Genomic DNA, 17,167 nt, shown 5'->3' with positions numbered 1-17,167 from the left:
GAGTTATGCCAGTTGCGTTTGCGCAACCCGCGCCAACGCTTGGCTATCGAGCAAGGCGATTCCGCCCCATGCACCAGCAGCAAAATCACGATCTAAGAGCTTAACTCGCCCTGTCGGAAGTAATGATGTTGCTAGAGAACTTTGCTGACGTAAGACATTAAGTGCTTGTTCGATTGGTGCGAAGAAGGCTGAGCCTGCGCGGCTAACACCGCCTCCGAGCACAATATGGTCGCAATCGTAGGCAAGCACCATGGTATAGAGGGCTTGAGCAAGTTGTTCGCCAACCATGTGGGCAACTGCCAACGCTAAATCATCGCCAGCTTCAGCAGCGGCGTAAACTGCTGGAGTGGTTATCGAATCAAGCTGATGGAGTTGGCTATGCGGGAATGTTGAGAGCAGAGAGTGTGCATAGTTGGCAATTGCTGGCCCAGCAACGATGGCTTCAAGACAGCCATAATTGCCACAGCGACAGCGAATTGTTGATGATCCGAAACGTGCATGACCGATTTCGCCCGCCATCCCGTGACTACCACGATAGACAGTACCATCAAGAATCATGCCAGCGGCTATGCCAGTGCCTATACTAACATATAAAATCGAATCGATCGAACCAGCCAACCAATAGCGTTGAATGCCAAGTGCTGCTGCTCGAACATCGTTTTCAATCACACAGGCCGTGCCAAAGGTTGCGTTGATGAATCCACGCAGATCAACTGCTTGCCAGCCAAGATTGACGGCGTGCCGGACAATCCCGCTCTGCGTATCGACTTGGCCTGGAATGCCAATCCCAATGCCCGCAAGGAGCCGAATGGGCAGGTCGGCTTGTTTCAAGGTTTCCCAAATCGTGTCAGCAAGAGATTGGAGGGCATGGTCGGGAGTTTGGGTATCGGTTGGGCGTTGAACGCTGGCCCAAACCCGATTATCGCCATCGACAAGTAGGGTGGCAATTTTCGTTCCCCCTACATCGACTCCCAGTCGCCAGCCATTGGCGTTCCGGCGCTGTCGTTGATCCACGCAAACCCCCTATACAAGGAACTAAGTGGCTAAGCCTGTCGGGGGTGGTTTGCTGGAACTTAATCCCGAACAATGCCTAGCTCATTGGCTAGTAACAGAGCTGCTGCACCTAGGGTAACGATATCGCTGCCGAGGGTGCTCACTTGCACATCGGTGGCGGCGACCAAAGTCTGCAAAGCGTGTTGTGCTAGCGAACGGCGTAACGGTTGGAGTAAATCATTGCCAAGTTGGGCCAGCGACCCAGCGAGGATAATTGATTGAGCGTTGAGCAAACCCACTACATTCGCAATGGCGATACCAAGATAGTAGGCGGCTTCGTCAACCAAAGCTCGGACAGTCGGGTCGTTGGCGGCTAAAGCCGCTTGGACTGCGGCAATCGTCCATGGCTCCGATTGTGGTTGGGTTGCATCAAGTTTTGTTAGCAACGCACTTGTGCTGGCAACCGTTTCGAGGCAGCCATAATGGCCACAACGGCAGAGAGTTCCATGAGGTTGAACCACGACGTGACCGATTTCACCCGCTCCCCAAGCATCACCACCAACAATTCGACCATTGATAAAAATGCCTGCGCCGATGCCATGCCCAACGTTGATCACCACGAGGTTAGCTGCGTTGCGCTGGCTGCCAAACGTGTGTTCAGCAATCGCCGTCACATGACTATCGTTGGCCAAATAGACCGGTAACCCATAACGCTTGCCCAACAAATCGCGCAGTGCGAGATTGTGCCAACCAAGGTTGACCGCTTGTTGAACAATGCCAGCGGTGGTGTTAATCACCCCTGGTGCGCCGATGCCAATTCCGAGAACTGGGCTGTGGGTGTTCGCTAGCAATTGATCAATCAGTTGATACAATTGTTCGAGAACATTGCCCCCATTCAGCGCGAGCGTTTGGCGTTGGCGAATTGCCCCACGTAAGTTGATGATCGTGCCCCGCAGTTCGTGTCCCGCAACATCCAAACCGATCAAGTGGCGACCATCATCCAATACGCTCAGCAATGTCGCTGGCTTTCCACCACCAGAGGGCGCTAACCCGACTTCTTGCACCAATTCTTCTTCGAGTAGGATCGCGACGTTACTCGAAACCGTGGTTGGCGTGAGGTTGGTTAAGCGTGCTACATCCACCCGACTAATCGCGCCACCGTCGTAGATGGCTTTGAAGACAAGTCGGTAGTTGTGAAGCTTGCTTTGCTCCCGACTGGCTTTCTTGGGCAGTCCCTGCATAACTTATTCCAATGAATTTACTAAGTGAGAGTATCCCACAAGCGGCTCAATTTGTCAAGCGCAGCTTTGCGAGGTGCAAAAGGCTGAGCTTTGGGTATCAGAATAGTCTGATTTTGGGAGAGTGTAATCGCTTCCATTGAAGCGTTGAGGCGACTATTTCTGAATGCGGTTCTATTTTATCCGATAATTGATAAGTAGGGGTCAGGGGCTAGGGATCAGGTGTCAGCATTAAGTACATAGAACATATGGAAAAGGATGAATTATGAATTATGAGGGATGAAGGCAGCAGGACCAGAATCTAAAAAATCTGAGTCAATCTGTGGCTAAAATAATAATTATTCGTGGAATTCGTGCAATTCGTGGCTAAAATTGCCTTCGTGGATCAAAAAAGGGATCGATAACAACCACGTTACCGATCCCCAACTTCTCGAACTACTTCACAATATACGGCATAAATACCTTATATTGACTGACTGGAATGCTATTAGCGGTTGAAACCAAGCTGATGCTGTTGGTTGCACTACTATCGGCAGCCGACATTGCCGTAACAGTCACGTTATCGGTGCTATTGGCAGCAGCGTTGGCCGGAATTGCCACTGAAACTTGAATCGTAGTGCTTGCCCCAGCCGCCAAATTAACGCTAGTTTGGCTCAAGGTGGTTGGCCAGGTGTTGCCACTCAAGCTCAGGTTAAAGCTATCGCTGACATTGCCAGTGTTGGTAACACTCAGCGTGTAGGTAATGGTTGAACCTACCAAACCGCTCAAAGCAGCTTGAGGCGCACTGACTGCAACATCGTGGACGGTCGAGCTACCAATCGTGAAAATGACCGGAACCGTTTGGTCGCCGTTGATCGTGTTGGCTCCCGCGTTAACCCGCAAGCGAGTACGATAGGTGCCATTGGCCAGGCCTGTAGCATTGGCAGTAACTTGCACATTTGCTGAACCACGCGCTGCTACATCAATATTGCTGGGTATCCAACTGAGCCATGGCGCACTGCCAGCATAGGCCGCAAATTGAATTGTCAAATTATCGTGCAAACGGCCAGTGCTGTTATAGACCCACTGATAGCCATTGGCCCCAGTGCTATCTTCGATGCCCACGCTAACGCTATTTTGGGTATCAATGTTCTGATAATTGAGCGTAACATCGCCAGTCGTTAGATTCAGCACAAATTGAAAATCTTCGGGGCTAAAGTTGCCACCACTGGCCCAGTGTGGCACGCCACTAAATTCAACAATAAATTGATTGTTGGCACTATCGTTATAGGTAAAGACCCCATTTGTGCCCGTCAAGTTCTCTGGATCAAGGTCGTCCCATAAGGCTGCAATCACGTTGTTGGGAGTTGAAGTGCTTGGCACAACTCCATTGGTGGATGTACCAGTTGAGCTACAGGTGGTAGCGTTGGTTGGGCTAACGAAGCCATTACTGTTCACAATCAATTTGCTATAGGCAGTGCCATAGTAATTGAAGCTGCTTGGCAAGTTCACCACCGAACAGGTATCATCGCCCAAACTGAGGCGTGTGCCGGTGCTACTGATATCGTTCCAGTTATAGCTTGGGCCACCAGCATCGTCACTGCTCTTAACTTCATAGCCAGTTGGCGCGAGTGAGATGGCTGCATTCAAACTTGTACCACCAGCGTTGCCCACTACCAAGGTGCGATCTTGGCTGCCACTGGTCACGTTGAATGTCAATGGGCTGGGCGAGGTCGTCAAGACTGCCAACTGCGCCAAACTAATATCTTGAGTTGTAAACGTATTGCTGCTAACAGTCAGGTTGTAGCTTGCAGGAGTCAAGCCAACACCGCTTGCCTTGAGCGTGTAGCTACCAACTGGCAATTCCAAACGATAGCTGCCATCAGTGCCGCTGGTCGTCGTACTGGTAAATGTGCCTGTTGTGGCGACAATCGTCGCATTGGCAAGCGGCTGATTATTATCGCTTGCTCGGACAAACCCAACCAAGCCTTGTGGTGCAACATCAAGCCATTGAGCGCTGACTGGCCCCCAATTGCCCGCAGCATCGCGCCCACGGAAGTAGACCAAGTGGCGACCAGCACTTAAGTTTTGGGGAATGGTTGCATTAACCGCTTCTTGGATGCTATTGAAGCTGCCATCGGTTGCGCTCAGGCTAATTGCGGTTGCTCCAGATCGCCATGGTGGCGTATCAACATAGGCTTCGGCAGCAGCAATTGTTTGGTTGCCATTGTTTACATCATTAATCGTTGCCATCAATTTGTAACCATTGCTGGACGATTGGGTGGTTACATTCAAAGCATCTGGGCCACGTTGCAGCAAATACGGCGTGCGTGCAACTTTCGAGGCATACAAGAAAGCTGGCAAGTTGCGACCCCAGAAATTACCAGGCGCTTGGCCATCCAAACAGGTAAAGGCTGGGAAGAAGCCGCTACATGTGCCTGATTCCGGCCCAATTTCGAAGGTATAGGCCGCTACCCCTAACTCACCATAGGCCCAATCGTCGGTTGTGCCGCTGGTTGGATACAACTCGTCGGATTTTTGCGGTGTGTAGCCATTGTAACTAGCGAATTTCTTGCCCAAACCACGCAAATCGGCATCGTTTGGCGCAAGTTGAGCTGAGTGACCATAGGGCCACAAGACCAAATCGCTATATGAGTGAATTGAGATATAGACCCCAGTTGTGCTATCTGGAGCAGGATCAGTATCACTTGGCCCACGTTGATCAGCAAATACACCGCGAATCCATTGTTGTAGGGTGGCAACTTCTGGCTCTGAAGCAGCTGAAACGCCAGGCCATGTTGCACCACAACGATCACCATTCGGGCTATCAACTTCGCCCCAATGGAATGATGAGTTGCGGTTGAGGTCGATCCCAATATTCACGCCGCTACAACTTGAAGTATCAACCGTATTACGGTTTTTACGTTGCGATAAGCTTTGCTCGGCAATTTTGCGCCCATCGGGATTGACAAAAGGCACAATCACAATTGTGTGTTCATCAAGCAACCAATGCACATCAGGGTCGGTTTCGTAGCGCGAAAGCAAATACTCGGTATAACGCAAGGTCAATTCAGCGGTTGACATTTCACGAGCATGAATCGCCGACATTAAAAAGAAGGTTGGCTTTGGCCCAGGAATCAACGAATTGGTCAGCGTGATGCCACGTAAATCGTAGCCTGCTGGCCCACCAGCGGTCACTTTATCCCATGAAGTTCCATAGGTGAACAATTCCGTTAGGTTGGGATAGCTCGCATGCCATTGATCAAGCAAGGCATAGCCTTCTTCAACCGTGCGAAATCCACCTTGGACTGGCATGATTGACGGTTCTTGCAACAAACGAGTTTGCTCTTGATCGACCTCAGCAGTAAAGCCATCTTGTTGCAATTTGGCCAATTCGCTTGGTGTAATCAGGGCAAACAAATCGTGCTTATCACGCATCTCCAACAAATCAAGGCCACGCGCACTAAGTGCCAGCGAATCAGTGCGATCTTTGGCCTCAATCCGCGCCACAATTCGTTGTTCTTCGACCACAGGCTGGGCTTGGGTACGTTGGGGCAGCGAAATCACCACCAAGCTACTCCACAAGCCAATCAACGCTAGGATTGTCCCAATTAACGACCAACGATGCCTCAGACGGTCCATATAAGCGACCTCCACACAGTGTGAGCCTAGCGCCGTGCCAGAATCTCCTTCGATTTTACGCTAGGGAAGTTTTGGGGAATACCAACTCTTCATTGAGGCTCTATTTTATCATTATTAAGTATTCGTAATGCAGGCTTGACGATATGCGATTAAATCAAAAGGATGAATTATGAGGAATGAACGTCAGAACATAGAGCAAAGAACATAGATGGCGAGAGGGGATAGGGGTCAGGGGTTAGGAAACACCGACAAAATCTAGTCTAGTCTCTGGAATAGGAGCATAATCTGGCAAATCTGTGCCAATCTGTGGCAAAACAACCCTTCGCGATCTTCGCGGTTTCGTCCTTCGTGCTCTTCGTGTCCTTTGTGGATCAAAACCGATCCCCAATTCGCAAATACCGCTACAATAGCCCAAGCACCCTATTAGTGAAGGACTGAATATGAAGAAGCTTTTGAGTGGTATGCTTTTAGCTGGGGTGATTGTGGGCTGTGGTGGCCAAGCTACCCCAACCGCTGTTCCAGCGACGGCGACCAGCCAAGCACTCCCAACGACCCAAGCGCTGAATCCAACCGCAACTTCGGCAACGGTGGTTGATAACCCAATTACACCAACCCCATTGCCAACCAAACCAACTGCTCCAGTCTTTACTGCTGATGATGAGCGTTGGGCGGGCCGTTCGATCTACTTCATTATGATCGATCGCTTTGCCAATGGCGACCCAAGCAACGACAACGCTGATGGCTTTGCAGCCGATCGTAGCGACCCACGGCGGTGGCATGGCGGCGATTTTCGCGGTATTATCGAGCGGCTCGATTACATCAAAGGCATGGGCTTTGGCGGCATTTGGATTACACCTGTCAGCAAGCAAAATTCAACCAATGCCTACCATGGCTACTGGCAATACGACCCCTACCAAATTGACCCGCATTTTGGCACACTGGAAGAATTGCGCGAATTGGTCAGCGAAGCTCACAAACGCGATATGTTGGTGATGCTCGATGTTGTACCCAATCATATGGGCGATTTCTTACCTGGCTCGCAGGCTGCCCCGCCGTTCGATGACCCAACCTGGTATCACAACAAGGGCAACATTCAAAATTACGGCAATCAACAAGAGGTTGAAGATGGCGATTTATTGGGGCTTGATGACTTAGATCAGGATAATCCAGCGACTCGGGCTGAATTGCTCAAATGGATCGCTTGGCTCAAAACTGAAATCGGGCTTGATGGCTTGCGGGTTGATACAGCCAAACATCTACCCAAAGATTTTCTGCGTGAGTTTGATCAAGCGGCCAATACGTTTTCATTAGCTGAAGTATTTAGCAGCGATGCCGGCTATGTTGCGCCCTACACCGAATTTAACGATGCAATTTTGGATTACCCCTTGCATAGCGCCTTTAAAGAAAGTTTAGTCGGTGGTCGAACGCTGTTGGTGATTCAGCGGGTGCTCGAAAATGCTGATCAACAGTATCGCAATGTGCATGTTAATGGCACATTTCTCGATAACCACGATAATGAGCGCTTTTTGTGCTTGGCAACGGGCGGCCCCAATGCCGATAAAACCACTCAATTGCGCCAAGCTTTGGCCGTACTCTATAGTTTGCGTGGCATTCCGATTGTCTATTATGGCACTGAGCAAGAACTCAACGGCTGCAAAGATCCCTTCAACCGCGAAGATGCTTTTGAATTGAATTCTACCGATACTCCAGTCTATCAATGGATCAGCCAACTCAACCAGATTCGCCAAGCCCACCCAGCCTTACAACGTGGCACACTCGAAAGTCGCAGCTCCGCTGGCGATGCGTGGGCCTTCCAGCGCACGGCGGGCAACGATACGGTTGTGGTTTGTATCAACAACACCTGGAAACCGATCGATTTAGCAGTAACTGGCTTGACTGAAATTGCTGATGGTGAGGTGCTGACTGATGCGCTTGGTAGCGGCCAAATGAGTGTCAAAAGTGGCGAAATGAATTGTGCCTTGCAACCAAAGCAGGTGTTGATCTACACCCGCTAATGCTGGCAGCAAGCCCAGCGCCAAGCCTGAAACAGGTCTGGCGCTAGGCTTGCTAGCTACAACGCCTCGATTTCGCCGCGCAAACGACCGAGGGCTTGCTCGACGCTGGCTAGTTCGTTGCGAGCTTCTTGCAGTTGCTCGTTTTGAAATTTGACGAAACGGGTGTAAGGCGCAACAGTTTCAGTCACGCGCTCGATCGATTGATCGATTTCGGCGTAGACTTGCTTGCTCAACGAACGCACAATTTTATCCCGTAGCTCACTAACTTTTTTGTGAAACTCGCGCTTGGCCTGGGCACGCTTGGCCGGGATCAAATAGGCTCCGCCAGCAACCGCCAACACACTCAAGCTGATGCCGGTAAAATCGAGTAACGCACCATGGGCCAAAATCACAAATAATGCGCCAAAACCAACCGCGCCAACTCCGGTCAAGGCGGTTGTGGCAATCGTCCCTTGCAAATCCATGGCCAATTGTTTGGCTTCGGCATCGCGATTGTAGCTTTGTACAATTTGGCTGGTGCTGCGGCCAACTGAATCGATCAACGCTTGGCGATTGTAGTTGAAATTTTGGCCAACATTGCCAACCATCTCATCTTTGTGGCGTGAAATTTGGCGACGATCAATATAGGCATTGACATCTTGCCAGAGTTTGAGATTGCGCTCGATCAACCAATCGATAATTTGCTGGGTGATGCGATCAGTTTCAGCATCAAGATCGCTCACCACTTGATCGCGAAAACGTTGTTCAAGTAAATCTTTTTTGATTAAATCGCGTGCTCGGCCCAAGCGAATTTGTTCATCGAAAAACGTATGGCCACGCTGCTCAAATTCATGAATCAAATTTTCGAGCTGGGCGATGCGTGGGGTGAAATCACGTTGCATATCAGCTTTATAGACTTGAATTTGGCCTTCGATATTATTGATTGCCTTGATATCTTCGCTCAGGGTGTGTAAGCGCTCATCAGAAGCAGTACGATAGGTGGTGGCAAGCTTTTGACCAACGCCCAAGGGATTGAGCAATTTGAGCCGTACTCGTTCGCCTTGATCAAGCGTGCGCAGCAAATATTCTTCCATGGCGTTGAAGCCACTTTCAGACCAAAGCTTGGGGTCGTCGTTTTCGTGGGCGCGTAAGGCCGAGCGAGCCGAAACTGCGAAAATCATCGGGGTGCTACCAAGCAAGGTTGTGGCATTACTACGCACAAATTCGATCACCTCGCCCCGGCCTTTTTCATCGAGAATATCGATTTTGTTGATCACCAAGACGATTTTTTTGCCCCATTCGCGAATATGCTCAAGGAAGGTGCGCTCGCTCTCGGTAAATGGCCGATCGGCTGACGTGATAAACAAAACCAGATCCGAACGTGGCACAAAGCGTTTGGTCAATTCCTCATGGCGGCGAATAATCGCATTGGTGCCAGGCGTATCAACGATATTCAAATCGCCAAGCAAGGGCGCAGGATGGGTGCGCAACAACAGAAAATCTTCGAGCAATTGCGAATCAGGCTGTTCGCCAAAGCGCAAAATATTAATGCGATCGGTGGTTGGCGTAACCCCTTCAGGCAACACACGATCGCCGAGCAAGGCATTGATAAAGCTCGATTTACCAGCGTTGAACTCGCCAGCGACCACAATTAAAAAGAGTTCGGCCAGTTGTTCAGTGGCTTCGCGTAAACGAGCAGCATCAGCGGCGGTCACATCAGCGCCAAATTGCTCCAACGCATGATGCAAACGATCAAATAAGCTTTGCTCGGCAGCGCGTAGCTCAGCTTCACGTTCACCAAGAATGGATTGAGCGCCAACATGGGCCATGAATGGGTCCTTATCTCTATGAGTAGGGTGCTACTCAATCTGACTGCGATTACTCACCTAAAGTTGCAATGCTATTGTTGATTAATCACAACTCGTGCCATAAACGTGCCCTCACCCCCGCCCCCTCTCCCACTGCGGCGGGCGAGGGGCGTTCAAATCATCATGATGAAGGATTCCCCCTCGCCTGCTGGGCGGGAGAGGGGGCTAGGGGTGAGGGATTTAATCCAAGCTCAATTTATAGCCAAAGCCGCGCACGGTTAGCACAAAGCGTGGCGCAGATGGATCGATCTCGATGCGCTGGCGCAAGCGATAGATCAAGGCATCAATGGCGTTGTAATCGTAGACCTCGTAATCCCACACGCCAATCGCAATTTGCTCTTTGCTCACGACTTCGCCACGGCGATTGTAGAGCAACTCCAGCAGCTGAAATTCTTTGGCGGTGAGTTGTGGATCAAGCCGTTTGCCACGCACATAGACTTCCTTGGCAGCGCTATCAACGTGCAATTCAGCTTGATCTTGGGTGGCGATCCGATGCATGACCACAGGCGGCGGCGTGCCTTTCATGGTTGCTTCGGGGTCACGGAAGATGATCACCGTATCGGCGACCCAAACTTCATCGTTATTGCGTAAGGGTGCGAGGCCATTGACCTTAACCCCATTTAAATAGGTTCCGTTGGTGCTATCGAGATCGCGAATATAACAGCCGGCTTCATCGCGTTCTAAGCGGGCGTGACGGCGAGATGCTAAACGATGATCGATGACAATATCGTTGGCCACATCACGCCCGATGGTGAGAATGGTTTGTTCCCATGGCATAAGTCGCGGTGGCACATCTTGGTTCTTAATTGTTAGCGATGGCACTGGCTGATCGCTCATAAAAAATTCCTCCTCAAACACACGATGCATGGAGAGGCGTGGTATGGTATGCTAGAGTCTTAGTCAGAGACAAAGCAAAAGGGCTATGCTAGAATGTGACGCGATTCTAACATAGGGCTTCTGAATGCGCTAGAGGCGCAAGGAGCAGGCGTTTGACTTCTTGGAATGGTCGCCAATTTGGCAAGTATGTTTTGCACAACGAAGTTGGGCGGGGTGGTATGGCCCGCGTTTTTCGTGCGACTGATACCACCTTACAACGAACGGTTGCGCTTAAGATTCTTGCGCCTCAGCTGGCGAGTGACCCCGAATCGAGCCAGCGCTTTGAGCGCGAAGCAATTACCGCTGGCAATTTGCATCACCCTAATATTGTCACCATTTTTGATGTTGGCGAGGCCGAAGGCTTGCCCTACATCGCCATGGAATATATTGCTGGTCGTTCGCTCCAAGCAGTCATCGATGAACAAGGTGCGCTTGGATTGGGCTACGCCGTGGCGTTGTTAATGCCCGTGGCTGAGGCCATAGATTATGCCCATTCGCAGCAAGCAGTCCATCGTGATGTCAAACCCCACAATATCTTGCTCAATGCCGATGGTCGGGTGTTATTAACCGACTTCGGAATTGCTCAAGCACCAGTTGTTAATGATAAGCGTCTAACGCGAGCCGGTATGTTTATGGGCACGCCAGAATATATTGCCCCTGAACAAGCCTCGGCTCAATTGGTTGATGGCCGCTCCGATTTATATTCTTTAGGGATTGTGGCTTTTGAAGTGATCACTGGCCAAGTTCCCTTTACTGGAACGGTTCCAGAGTTGCTGGTTGCTCACACCTACACGCCGCCGCCAGCGATCACCAGCCTTGTACCTGGCTTACCAGCGGCTTTCGATAAGGTCTTTGAGCGAGCATTGGCCAAGCAACCAAGCGACCGCCCGCCTTCGGCAGTTGCCTTTATTGATGCCTTACGCACGCTCTCCAGCCGGGTTGGCATTACGATTCCTAGCAAAGACGAATTGCGCGGCTTGGCGGTTCCGGCTGGTTCTTCGGCTGGCAAAGCGACGGTGGCGATGAATGCGCTGCCCTCCTTGCAACGTCAACATGATCCGAATGCCCAAACCGATGTTGGGTCAATTCAGCCGCAAGCCCGACCTGCCGCGCCTGTGCCGCAACCTGTGCCTCGCCCAAGTAATCCGAATCCGACGGCACGAGTTGCGCCGAGTGCCCAATCGCGGCCTCAAGCTGCTCCTGCTCAGCCACGGCCCCGCCCAACCCCGCCCAACTCCAGCAATGCTGCTCGGCCTCGTATGCGCACCCGTCCGGTGATGCGCACGGCCACGACCAGCGATCCTTTAAAAATAATTTACCCTGTGGCGATCATTATAACCCTAGCTGTCTTGGGAATTGTCTTTTGGCAACGGATTGGTCAAGGCAATCGTGGTTTGATTTCGCTTCCAACTGCCACCCAAACCAGCAGCTTATCAGGGCCATTTGTGCCCGAATCGACGCGGATTCCCACGGCGATTCCGAGCAATACGCCTGAACCCACCCCAACCGATGCGCCAACCGAGCCGCCCAGCATAACGCCTGAGCCAAGCGCAACTGTGCCATCGAATACACCGACCCGCACAACTCAACCAACGCGTACTGTGCCACCGACGCGCACGACCCAACCAACCACGGTTGTGCCATCGAACACGCCAGTTGAGCCAACGCCAATTCAAGCAACGCCAACTGATGTGCCACCACCAACCCCAACCAATGGCCCAACCGCTGCGCCGACCCAAGATCTACCAACCGTGACGAATCCTGGGGTTGAGCCAACCGTTGTTTATCCGTTGCCACGGCCTGCGCCGTCGCCGATCTCCTGAGGTTGGCTGGTGCGTTTGCGCAATTTGCCAGCGGTGCATGGGCTAATTGGCCTGTTAGCCGAACGCTTCCCCGAATTGCCTGCTCAATGGTTGCTTGAGGCTGCCCGAACTAGCATTGAGCAGGCTCGCCACGCGATTCGCAACCATGCTGCTGAATGTTCAATTGAGCAGATTTTGGCTCAAGCTGAGCACTTAATCCTCCAGCGCCAACAACCTCCACTGCGCCAAGTCATTAATGCTACAGGCGTAATTTTGCATACCAATCTTGGGCGTGCGCCGCTCAGTGCTGCGGCCCATCAGGCCATGATTACGGCCAGTGCAGGCTATAGCAACCTCGAATATGATCTGACTGAGGGCGAGCGTGGTTCACGCAATAGCCTGTTGGAGCCACAACTGCAACGCCTGACCGGAGCCGAAGCGGCGTTGGTGGTCAATAATGCTGCAGCGGCAATGTTGCTTTGCTTGAGTTGTTTTGCCCAAGGGCAGGAAGTAATTGTGAGTCGTGGCCATGCAGTTGAAATTGGCGGTGGCTTTCGGATTCCCGATATTTTGCGCCAAAGTGGTTGTACTTTAGTTGATGTTGGTACCACCAACCGCAGCTATTTGCACGATTACACGGCGGCGATTACCAGCCAAACGGCAGCGTTATTGCATGTCCATGCCTCGAATTTTCAGGTGCTAGGCTTTACTCACGAGCCAAGTGTGGCCGAATTAGCCCAAGCAGCCCATGATCATCAAAAACTCTTGATTTGCGATCTTGGCAGCGGCGCATTGCTGGACACTCAAGCCTTTGGCTTGGCAGTCGAGCCAACCGTTGCGATGATGGTTCAAACTAATGCTGATTTAGTAGTGTTTAGCGGCGATAAATTACTTGGTGGCCCGCAAGCAGGGGTGATTGTCGGCAAACGCCAGCTGATCGATCAACTGCGTAAACATCCATTATTGCGGGCGCTACGGGTTGATAAATTGACGATTGCTGCCTTGAGCGCAACGCTCTTGGCCTATGAAACCCAGCGAGCAAGCAGCGAAATTCCCATCTGGCGCATGGTCACCAGTTCGCTTGAGCAACTTGAGCAACGTGCAATAGCGCTGCTGGCGCACTATCCCGCTGCCCAACTTGTGGCAACTCATGCTACCATTGGCGGTGGTTCGCTGCCTGGCTCAAGCCTACCAAGCCGAGGGCTAGCCCTTGACGGCGCAATTGAAGCTTTGAGCACACAACTTCGTGCCAACGACCCACCCATTGTTGGCCGAATTCAAGCGCAGCGCCTAATCCTTGATCTGCGGACTGTGCTACCTGAGCAGGATGCAGTGCTTATGGCGGCGTTAGCAGCCCTCGATCCAGCCTAACCTGTCATAGAGAGGGACGCAAGCTATGACTTCAAATCAAACGGCAGCGCTGCTGGAAACAGCGGTGGCGGCGTTATATGCTGGCGACCGTCGCAGCGCCCGGGTTTATTTAACCCAAGCTTTAGCCCTAGAACCCTATAACGAAATTGCCTTGCTCTGGTTGAGTGGCGCGGTTGAACTGCCCGAACAGCAAATTGCCTGCTTGGAACGGGTGCTAGCGATCAATCCTTATAATCATGCAGCGATTCGCGGTTTGGTCAGTTTGCGCGGCCCATTTGAGCCGATTGTGGCCGAGCCAGAGCCGTTGCCGCCATGGAACCCGCCCGAGCCATTGAGTTTGAGCCAATTGGCCGAGTTGCCAGTCTGTTGTTATGCCTGCGATGCCCAATTGTATGCCAGTGCGACCTTTTGTTGGCGTTGCCATGTGCATGTGCGCTGCTGTGCCAATTGTATTTTTAATGGCTATGTTGAATGTAAAACCGAGCAAGCAATTCAATCGGAGCAAATGCCCAACTGTTGCCCGTGGTGGCGACCAATTTAATAAGGTTGGCTTTTGACTTCTCTGGCCCCTAATGCTAGCATGGCGGCTATCTGAATTGATTGTATATAGCAGCAATGAGGCAGAATGCGATTATCAACCAAAGGTGAATATGGCGTGCGAGCATTATTTGATTTGGCTCAGCACTATGGCGAGGGTTTAGTGCAAAGCCACGACATTGCCGAGCGCCAAGCTATCTCAGAAAATTATCTCAATCAATTGTTAATCGCATTGCGCAAAGCTGGCCTAATTACCAGCGTGCGTGGCCCTCAAGGTGGTCATCAGTTGGCCCGTCCGCCACAAGCAATTAGCTTGCTTGATGCCATTTTGGTGTTGGAAGGGCCATTGTTGCCAACACCCGAAGGTGCAAGCCTCGATACGTTTGATGCTGGTTTGTTGGGCGAAGTTTGGGGCGAATTACGCGCCGTGATCGAAGGCCATCTCAGCGAAATGACTATCGCCGATCTCTGTCAACGCAAACACCAGCAACTCGATTCGCCGATGTATTATATTTAGGGATCAGGGGCTAGGGATTAGGGGTCAGGAGTTGGCTTGATTTACGCTTGATCTTTTATTTTACATTCCTCTGACTGATCCCTAGCATCTGACCCCTGACCCCTCTTCTTATAGTTTTTATGGAGCGTTCATGGCTTCGCCAACATTTGAACAAGTGCAAGCATGGGCTGCGGCTGGCTACACCCAATGTGCAGTCTATCGTGAGTTAGTCGCCGATTTGGAAACGCCAGTGTCGGCGTACTTGAAGGTTGCTCAGGGCCACTATAGTTTCTTGCTTGAAAGTGTTGAAGGTGGCGAGCAAATTGGTCGCTATTCATTTATTGGCTGCGAACCGCATTTGATTATTCGCGGTCTCGGCCAGCAAAGTATTATTGAAACGGCCAATGGTGAACGCACCAGCTATGATGATCTGACGACGCTTGATCAATTAGAACGCTTGGTGGTTGGTACACAACGCGCCAATCCAGCGCCTCAACCCGACTTGCCACGCTTTACGGGCGGGGCAGTCGGCTTTTTAGGCTATGAAACCGTGCGTACCTTTGAACGTTTGCCCGCGCCAACTCTGCGCCCATTGCAAATTCCCGATGGCGTGTGGATGGTGGTCAAAACGGTTTTGGCTTTCGACCATGTGCGGCATACGATCAAAATTATGAGCACGCTGGTGTTTGATGCTGCAGTGGATTTGGCAACTCAATTCGCCGAAGCCAACCAAGCCATCGAGGCCATGACCAAAAAATTAGTGCGGCCATTAGCGCCCGAAGTCTATAGCTCAAGTGCCGCCTCGCCTAGTTTGCCCGAACTCAACGAACAGTTGCAATCAAATCAATCATTTAGCGAATTTAGCGCCGCAATTGAAAAAGCTCGCGAGTATATTCGGGCTGGCGATATTTTCCAAGTGGTGTTATCACAGCGTTTTCAGCGTGAAACTGATGCCGAGCCATTTGCCGTCTATCGAGCGCTGCGCACGGTCAATCCATCGCCCTACATGTTCTTTTTGAATGTGCCTGATGCGGCGATTATTGGGGCATCGCCCGAAATGTTGGTGCGGGTTGAAGATGGGATTATCGAGACCCACCCAATTGCTGGCACGCGCCGCCGTGGCCGTGATGCCGAGGATGAAGCGCGGATGCAGGCTGAATTATTAGCCGACGAAAAAGAACGCGCTGAACATTTGATGTTGGTTGATCTAGGGCGCAACGATGTGGGGCGGGTTTCGCTGCCTGGCACTGTCCACGTGCCCAAATTTATGCAAATTGAAAAATATTCGCATGTGATGCACTTAGTTTCGGTGGTTAAAGGCACGTTGGATACCTCGCGCTACTCGCCGTTGCATGCCTTACGTGCCTGCTTCCCTGCTGGCACGCTGACCGGTGCGCCCAAGGTGCGGGCCATGGAAATTATCGCGGAATTAGAGCCAACTCAACGCGGGCCATATGGTGGTTGCGTTGGTTATGTCTCGTTTGGCGGGCTATCGCTTGACACAGCGATTACTATTCGCACAATGGTCATTAAAGATGGTGTGGCCTATATGCAAGCTGGCGCGGGGATTGTTGCCGATAGCGATGTTAAATTGGAAGATCTCGAAACCCGCAACAAAGCTGGTTCGCTGATTCGAGCCTTGCACGTCGCCGAGATGTTGGAGTTGTAAATGAGGGATTAGAGGCTAGGGGTCAGGGGTCAGAATATATCCATTGTTTGCTCTGAATGATACGTTAGCTAGGTATGAATTGCTATAATCTCAATAGTCTAACTACGTTCCTAATCCCTAGCCCCTGACCTCTGGCCCCTCACAAATTATGGACGCATACCTTGATATTGAAACAACCTGGCAGCGCACGATTAGTGTGATTGGGATTTACTTGCCCCGGCGTGGTACAGTTCAACTGGTTGGCGCTGGGGTTAGTGATGTTAATTTGTACGCGGCCTTGGCAGGAGTCGAAACGATCTACACCTTTAATGGAGCAAGTTTTGATCTGCCGATTATTTACAAAGCACTCGGTGCAGATTTGAAGCGAGAATTTGGGCATTGCGATTTGTTGCGCGAATGTCGGCGGCAAAATCTGCGCGGTGGCTTGAAAATTGTTGAACAAAAGATCGGGATTGCTCGTTCTACTCATGGACTTGATGGTCGTGACGCTTTGCGCTTGTGGCAAGCCTACGAAAACTATAACGATCAAACTGCTTTAGATTTATTATTACGCTACAATCGCGACGATATTATTCATCTACCACGCTTGCGTTGTTATTTACATAAACTAGCTGAGCCTGATTTGCACCCGCATGTTACGATTTGGCATGCGTCCGAGCAATCGTTGCTGTCGCCATTGAGCGACGAGGAGTATTAGTGGGG

At 51.2% G+C, this 17,167-nt stretch carries 12 protein-coding genes; 7 read left to right on the top strand and 5 right to left on the bottom strand.

Features of this window, described 5'->3' with window-relative positions:
- Window positions 1–3: 3 nt before the first annotated feature.
- The 3 genes from ABEB26_RS08930 to ABEB26_RS08920 all read right to left on the bottom strand — a co-directional run bounded on the left by ABEB26_RS08930 (window position 4) and on the right by ABEB26_RS08920 (window position 5,852).
- Window positions 4–1,014, bottom strand: a complete 1,011-nt coding sequence (locus tag ABEB26_RS08930) for an ROK family protein (protein ID WP_345721624.1) — start codon at window positions 1,012–1,014, stop codon at window positions 4–6.
- Window positions 1,015–1,073: 59 nt separating this feature from the next.
- Entirely contained in the window at window positions 1,074–2,234 is a 1,161-nt protein-coding gene (locus tag ABEB26_RS08925; RefSeq protein ID WP_345721623.1) for an ROK family protein, read from the bottom strand.
- Between the two features lie 432 nt (window positions 2,235–2,666).
- Window positions 2,667–5,852 carry a M14 family zinc carboxypeptidase gene (locus tag ABEB26_RS08920; RefSeq protein WP_345721622.1) on the bottom strand — a complete coding sequence of 1,062 codons (3,186 nt, stop codon included), beginning with the start codon at window positions 5,850–5,852 and terminating at the stop codon, window positions 2,667–2,669.
- A 440-nt stretch (window positions 5,853–6,292) separates the two neighbouring features.
- On the opposite strand from ABEB26_RS08920, the gene ABEB26_RS08915 reads away from it, so the two are divergent.
- Complete coding sequence (locus tag ABEB26_RS08915) at window positions 6,293–7,867, top strand: alpha-amylase family glycosyl hydrolase (protein WP_345721621.1); 1,575 nt, start codon at window positions 6,293–6,295, stop codon at window positions 7,865–7,867.
- Between the two features lie 56 nt (window positions 7,868–7,923).
- On the opposite strand, the gene ABEB26_RS08910 is transcribed toward ABEB26_RS08915, so the two are convergent.
- Together ABEB26_RS08910 and ABEB26_RS08905 are read right to left on the bottom strand one after the other, a co-directional pair.
- Window positions 7,924–9,675, bottom strand: coding sequence for a dynamin family protein (locus ABEB26_RS08910; protein ID WP_345721620.1), 1,752 nt, complete (start codon window positions 9,673–9,675; stop codon window positions 7,924–7,926).
- Window positions 9,676–9,894: 219 nt separating this feature from the next.
- Window positions 9,895–10,551 (bottom strand): winged helix-turn-helix domain-containing protein, encoded by a 657-nt coding sequence (locus ABEB26_RS08905; protein WP_345721619.1) that lies wholly within the window; start codon window positions 10,549–10,551, stop codon window positions 9,895–9,897.
- A gap of 152 nt (window positions 10,552–10,703) precedes the next feature.
- On the opposite strand from ABEB26_RS08905, the gene ABEB26_RS08900 reads away from it, so the two are divergent.
- From ABEB26_RS08900 to ABEB26_RS08875, 6 genes are all read left to right on the top strand, one after another.
- A complete protein-coding gene (locus ABEB26_RS08900; RefSeq protein ID WP_345721618.1) occupies window positions 10,704–12,413 on the top strand; it encodes a serine/threonine-protein kinase in 1,710 nt (569 codons plus the stop codon).
- Between the two features lie 9 nt (window positions 12,414–12,422).
- A complete protein-coding gene (gene selA / locus ABEB26_RS08895) occupies window positions 12,423–13,763 on the top strand; it encodes an L-seryl-tRNA(Sec) selenium transferase (protein WP_345721617.1) in 1,341 nt (446 codons plus the stop codon).
- Between the two features lie 25 nt (window positions 13,764–13,788).
- The gene (locus ABEB26_RS08890) at window positions 13,789–14,304 is read left to right on the top strand and encodes a tetratricopeptide repeat protein (protein WP_345721616.1); all 516 of its coding nucleotides are present in this window, start codon (window positions 13,789–13,791) and stop codon (window positions 14,302–14,304) included.
- Between the two features lie 84 nt (window positions 14,305–14,388).
- Entirely contained in the window at window positions 14,389–14,817 is a 429-nt protein-coding gene (locus tag ABEB26_RS08885; RefSeq protein WP_345721615.1) for an RrF2 family transcriptional regulator, read from the top strand.
- Between the two features lie 130 nt (window positions 14,818–14,947).
- Entirely contained in the window at window positions 14,948–16,465 is a 1,518-nt protein-coding gene (trpE, locus tag ABEB26_RS08880) for an anthranilate synthase component I (RefSeq protein WP_345721614.1), read from the top strand.
- Between the two features lie 148 nt (window positions 16,466–16,613).
- Window positions 16,614–17,162, top strand: a complete 549-nt coding sequence (locus tag ABEB26_RS08875) for a ribonuclease H-like domain-containing protein (protein ID WP_345721613.1) — start codon at window positions 16,614–16,616, stop codon at window positions 17,160–17,162.
- Window positions 17,163–17,167: the final 5 nt, after the last annotated feature.

The sequence above is a fragment of the Herpetosiphon gulosus genome (assembly GCF_039545135.1).
Taxonomy (GTDB): domain Bacteria; phylum Chloroflexota; class Chloroflexia; order Chloroflexales; family Herpetosiphonaceae; genus Herpetosiphon; species Herpetosiphon gulosus.
This window is presented reverse-complemented; position numbering and strand designations above follow the sequence as displayed.

Coding starts and splice junctions, on each gene's coding strand:
- ABEB26_RS08925 (WP_345721623.1), bottom strand. CDS start 2,234: ATGCAGGGACTGCCCAAGAAAGCCAGTCGGGAGCAAAGCAAGCTTCAC.
- ABEB26_RS08920 (WP_345721622.1), bottom strand. CDS start 5,852: ATGGACCGTCTGAGGCATCGTTGGTCGTTAATTGGGACAATCCTAGCG.
- ABEB26_RS08915 (WP_345721621.1), top strand. CDS start 6,293: ATGAAGAAGCTTTTGAGTGGTATGCTTTTAGCTGGGGTGATTGTGGGC.
- ABEB26_RS08910 (WP_345721620.1), bottom strand. CDS start 9,675: ATGGCCCATGTTGGCGCTCAATCCATTCTTGGTGAACGTGAAGCTGAG.
- ABEB26_RS08905 (WP_345721619.1), bottom strand. CDS start 10,551: ATGAGCGATCAGCCAGTGCCATCGCTAACAATTAAGAACCAAGATGTG.
- ABEB26_RS08890 (WP_345721616.1), top strand. CDS start 13,789: ATGACTTCAAATCAAACGGCAGCGCTGCTGGAAACAGCGGTGGCGGCG.
- ABEB26_RS08885 (WP_345721615.1), top strand. CDS start 14,389: ATGCGATTATCAACCAAAGGTGAATATGGCGTGCGAGCATTATTTGAT.
- trpE (WP_345721614.1), top strand. CDS start 14,948: ATGGCTTCGCCAACATTTGAACAAGTGCAAGCATGGGCTGCGGCTGGC.
- ABEB26_RS08875 (WP_345721613.1), top strand. CDS start 16,614: ATGGACGCATACCTTGATATTGAAACAACCTGGCAGCGCACGATTAGT.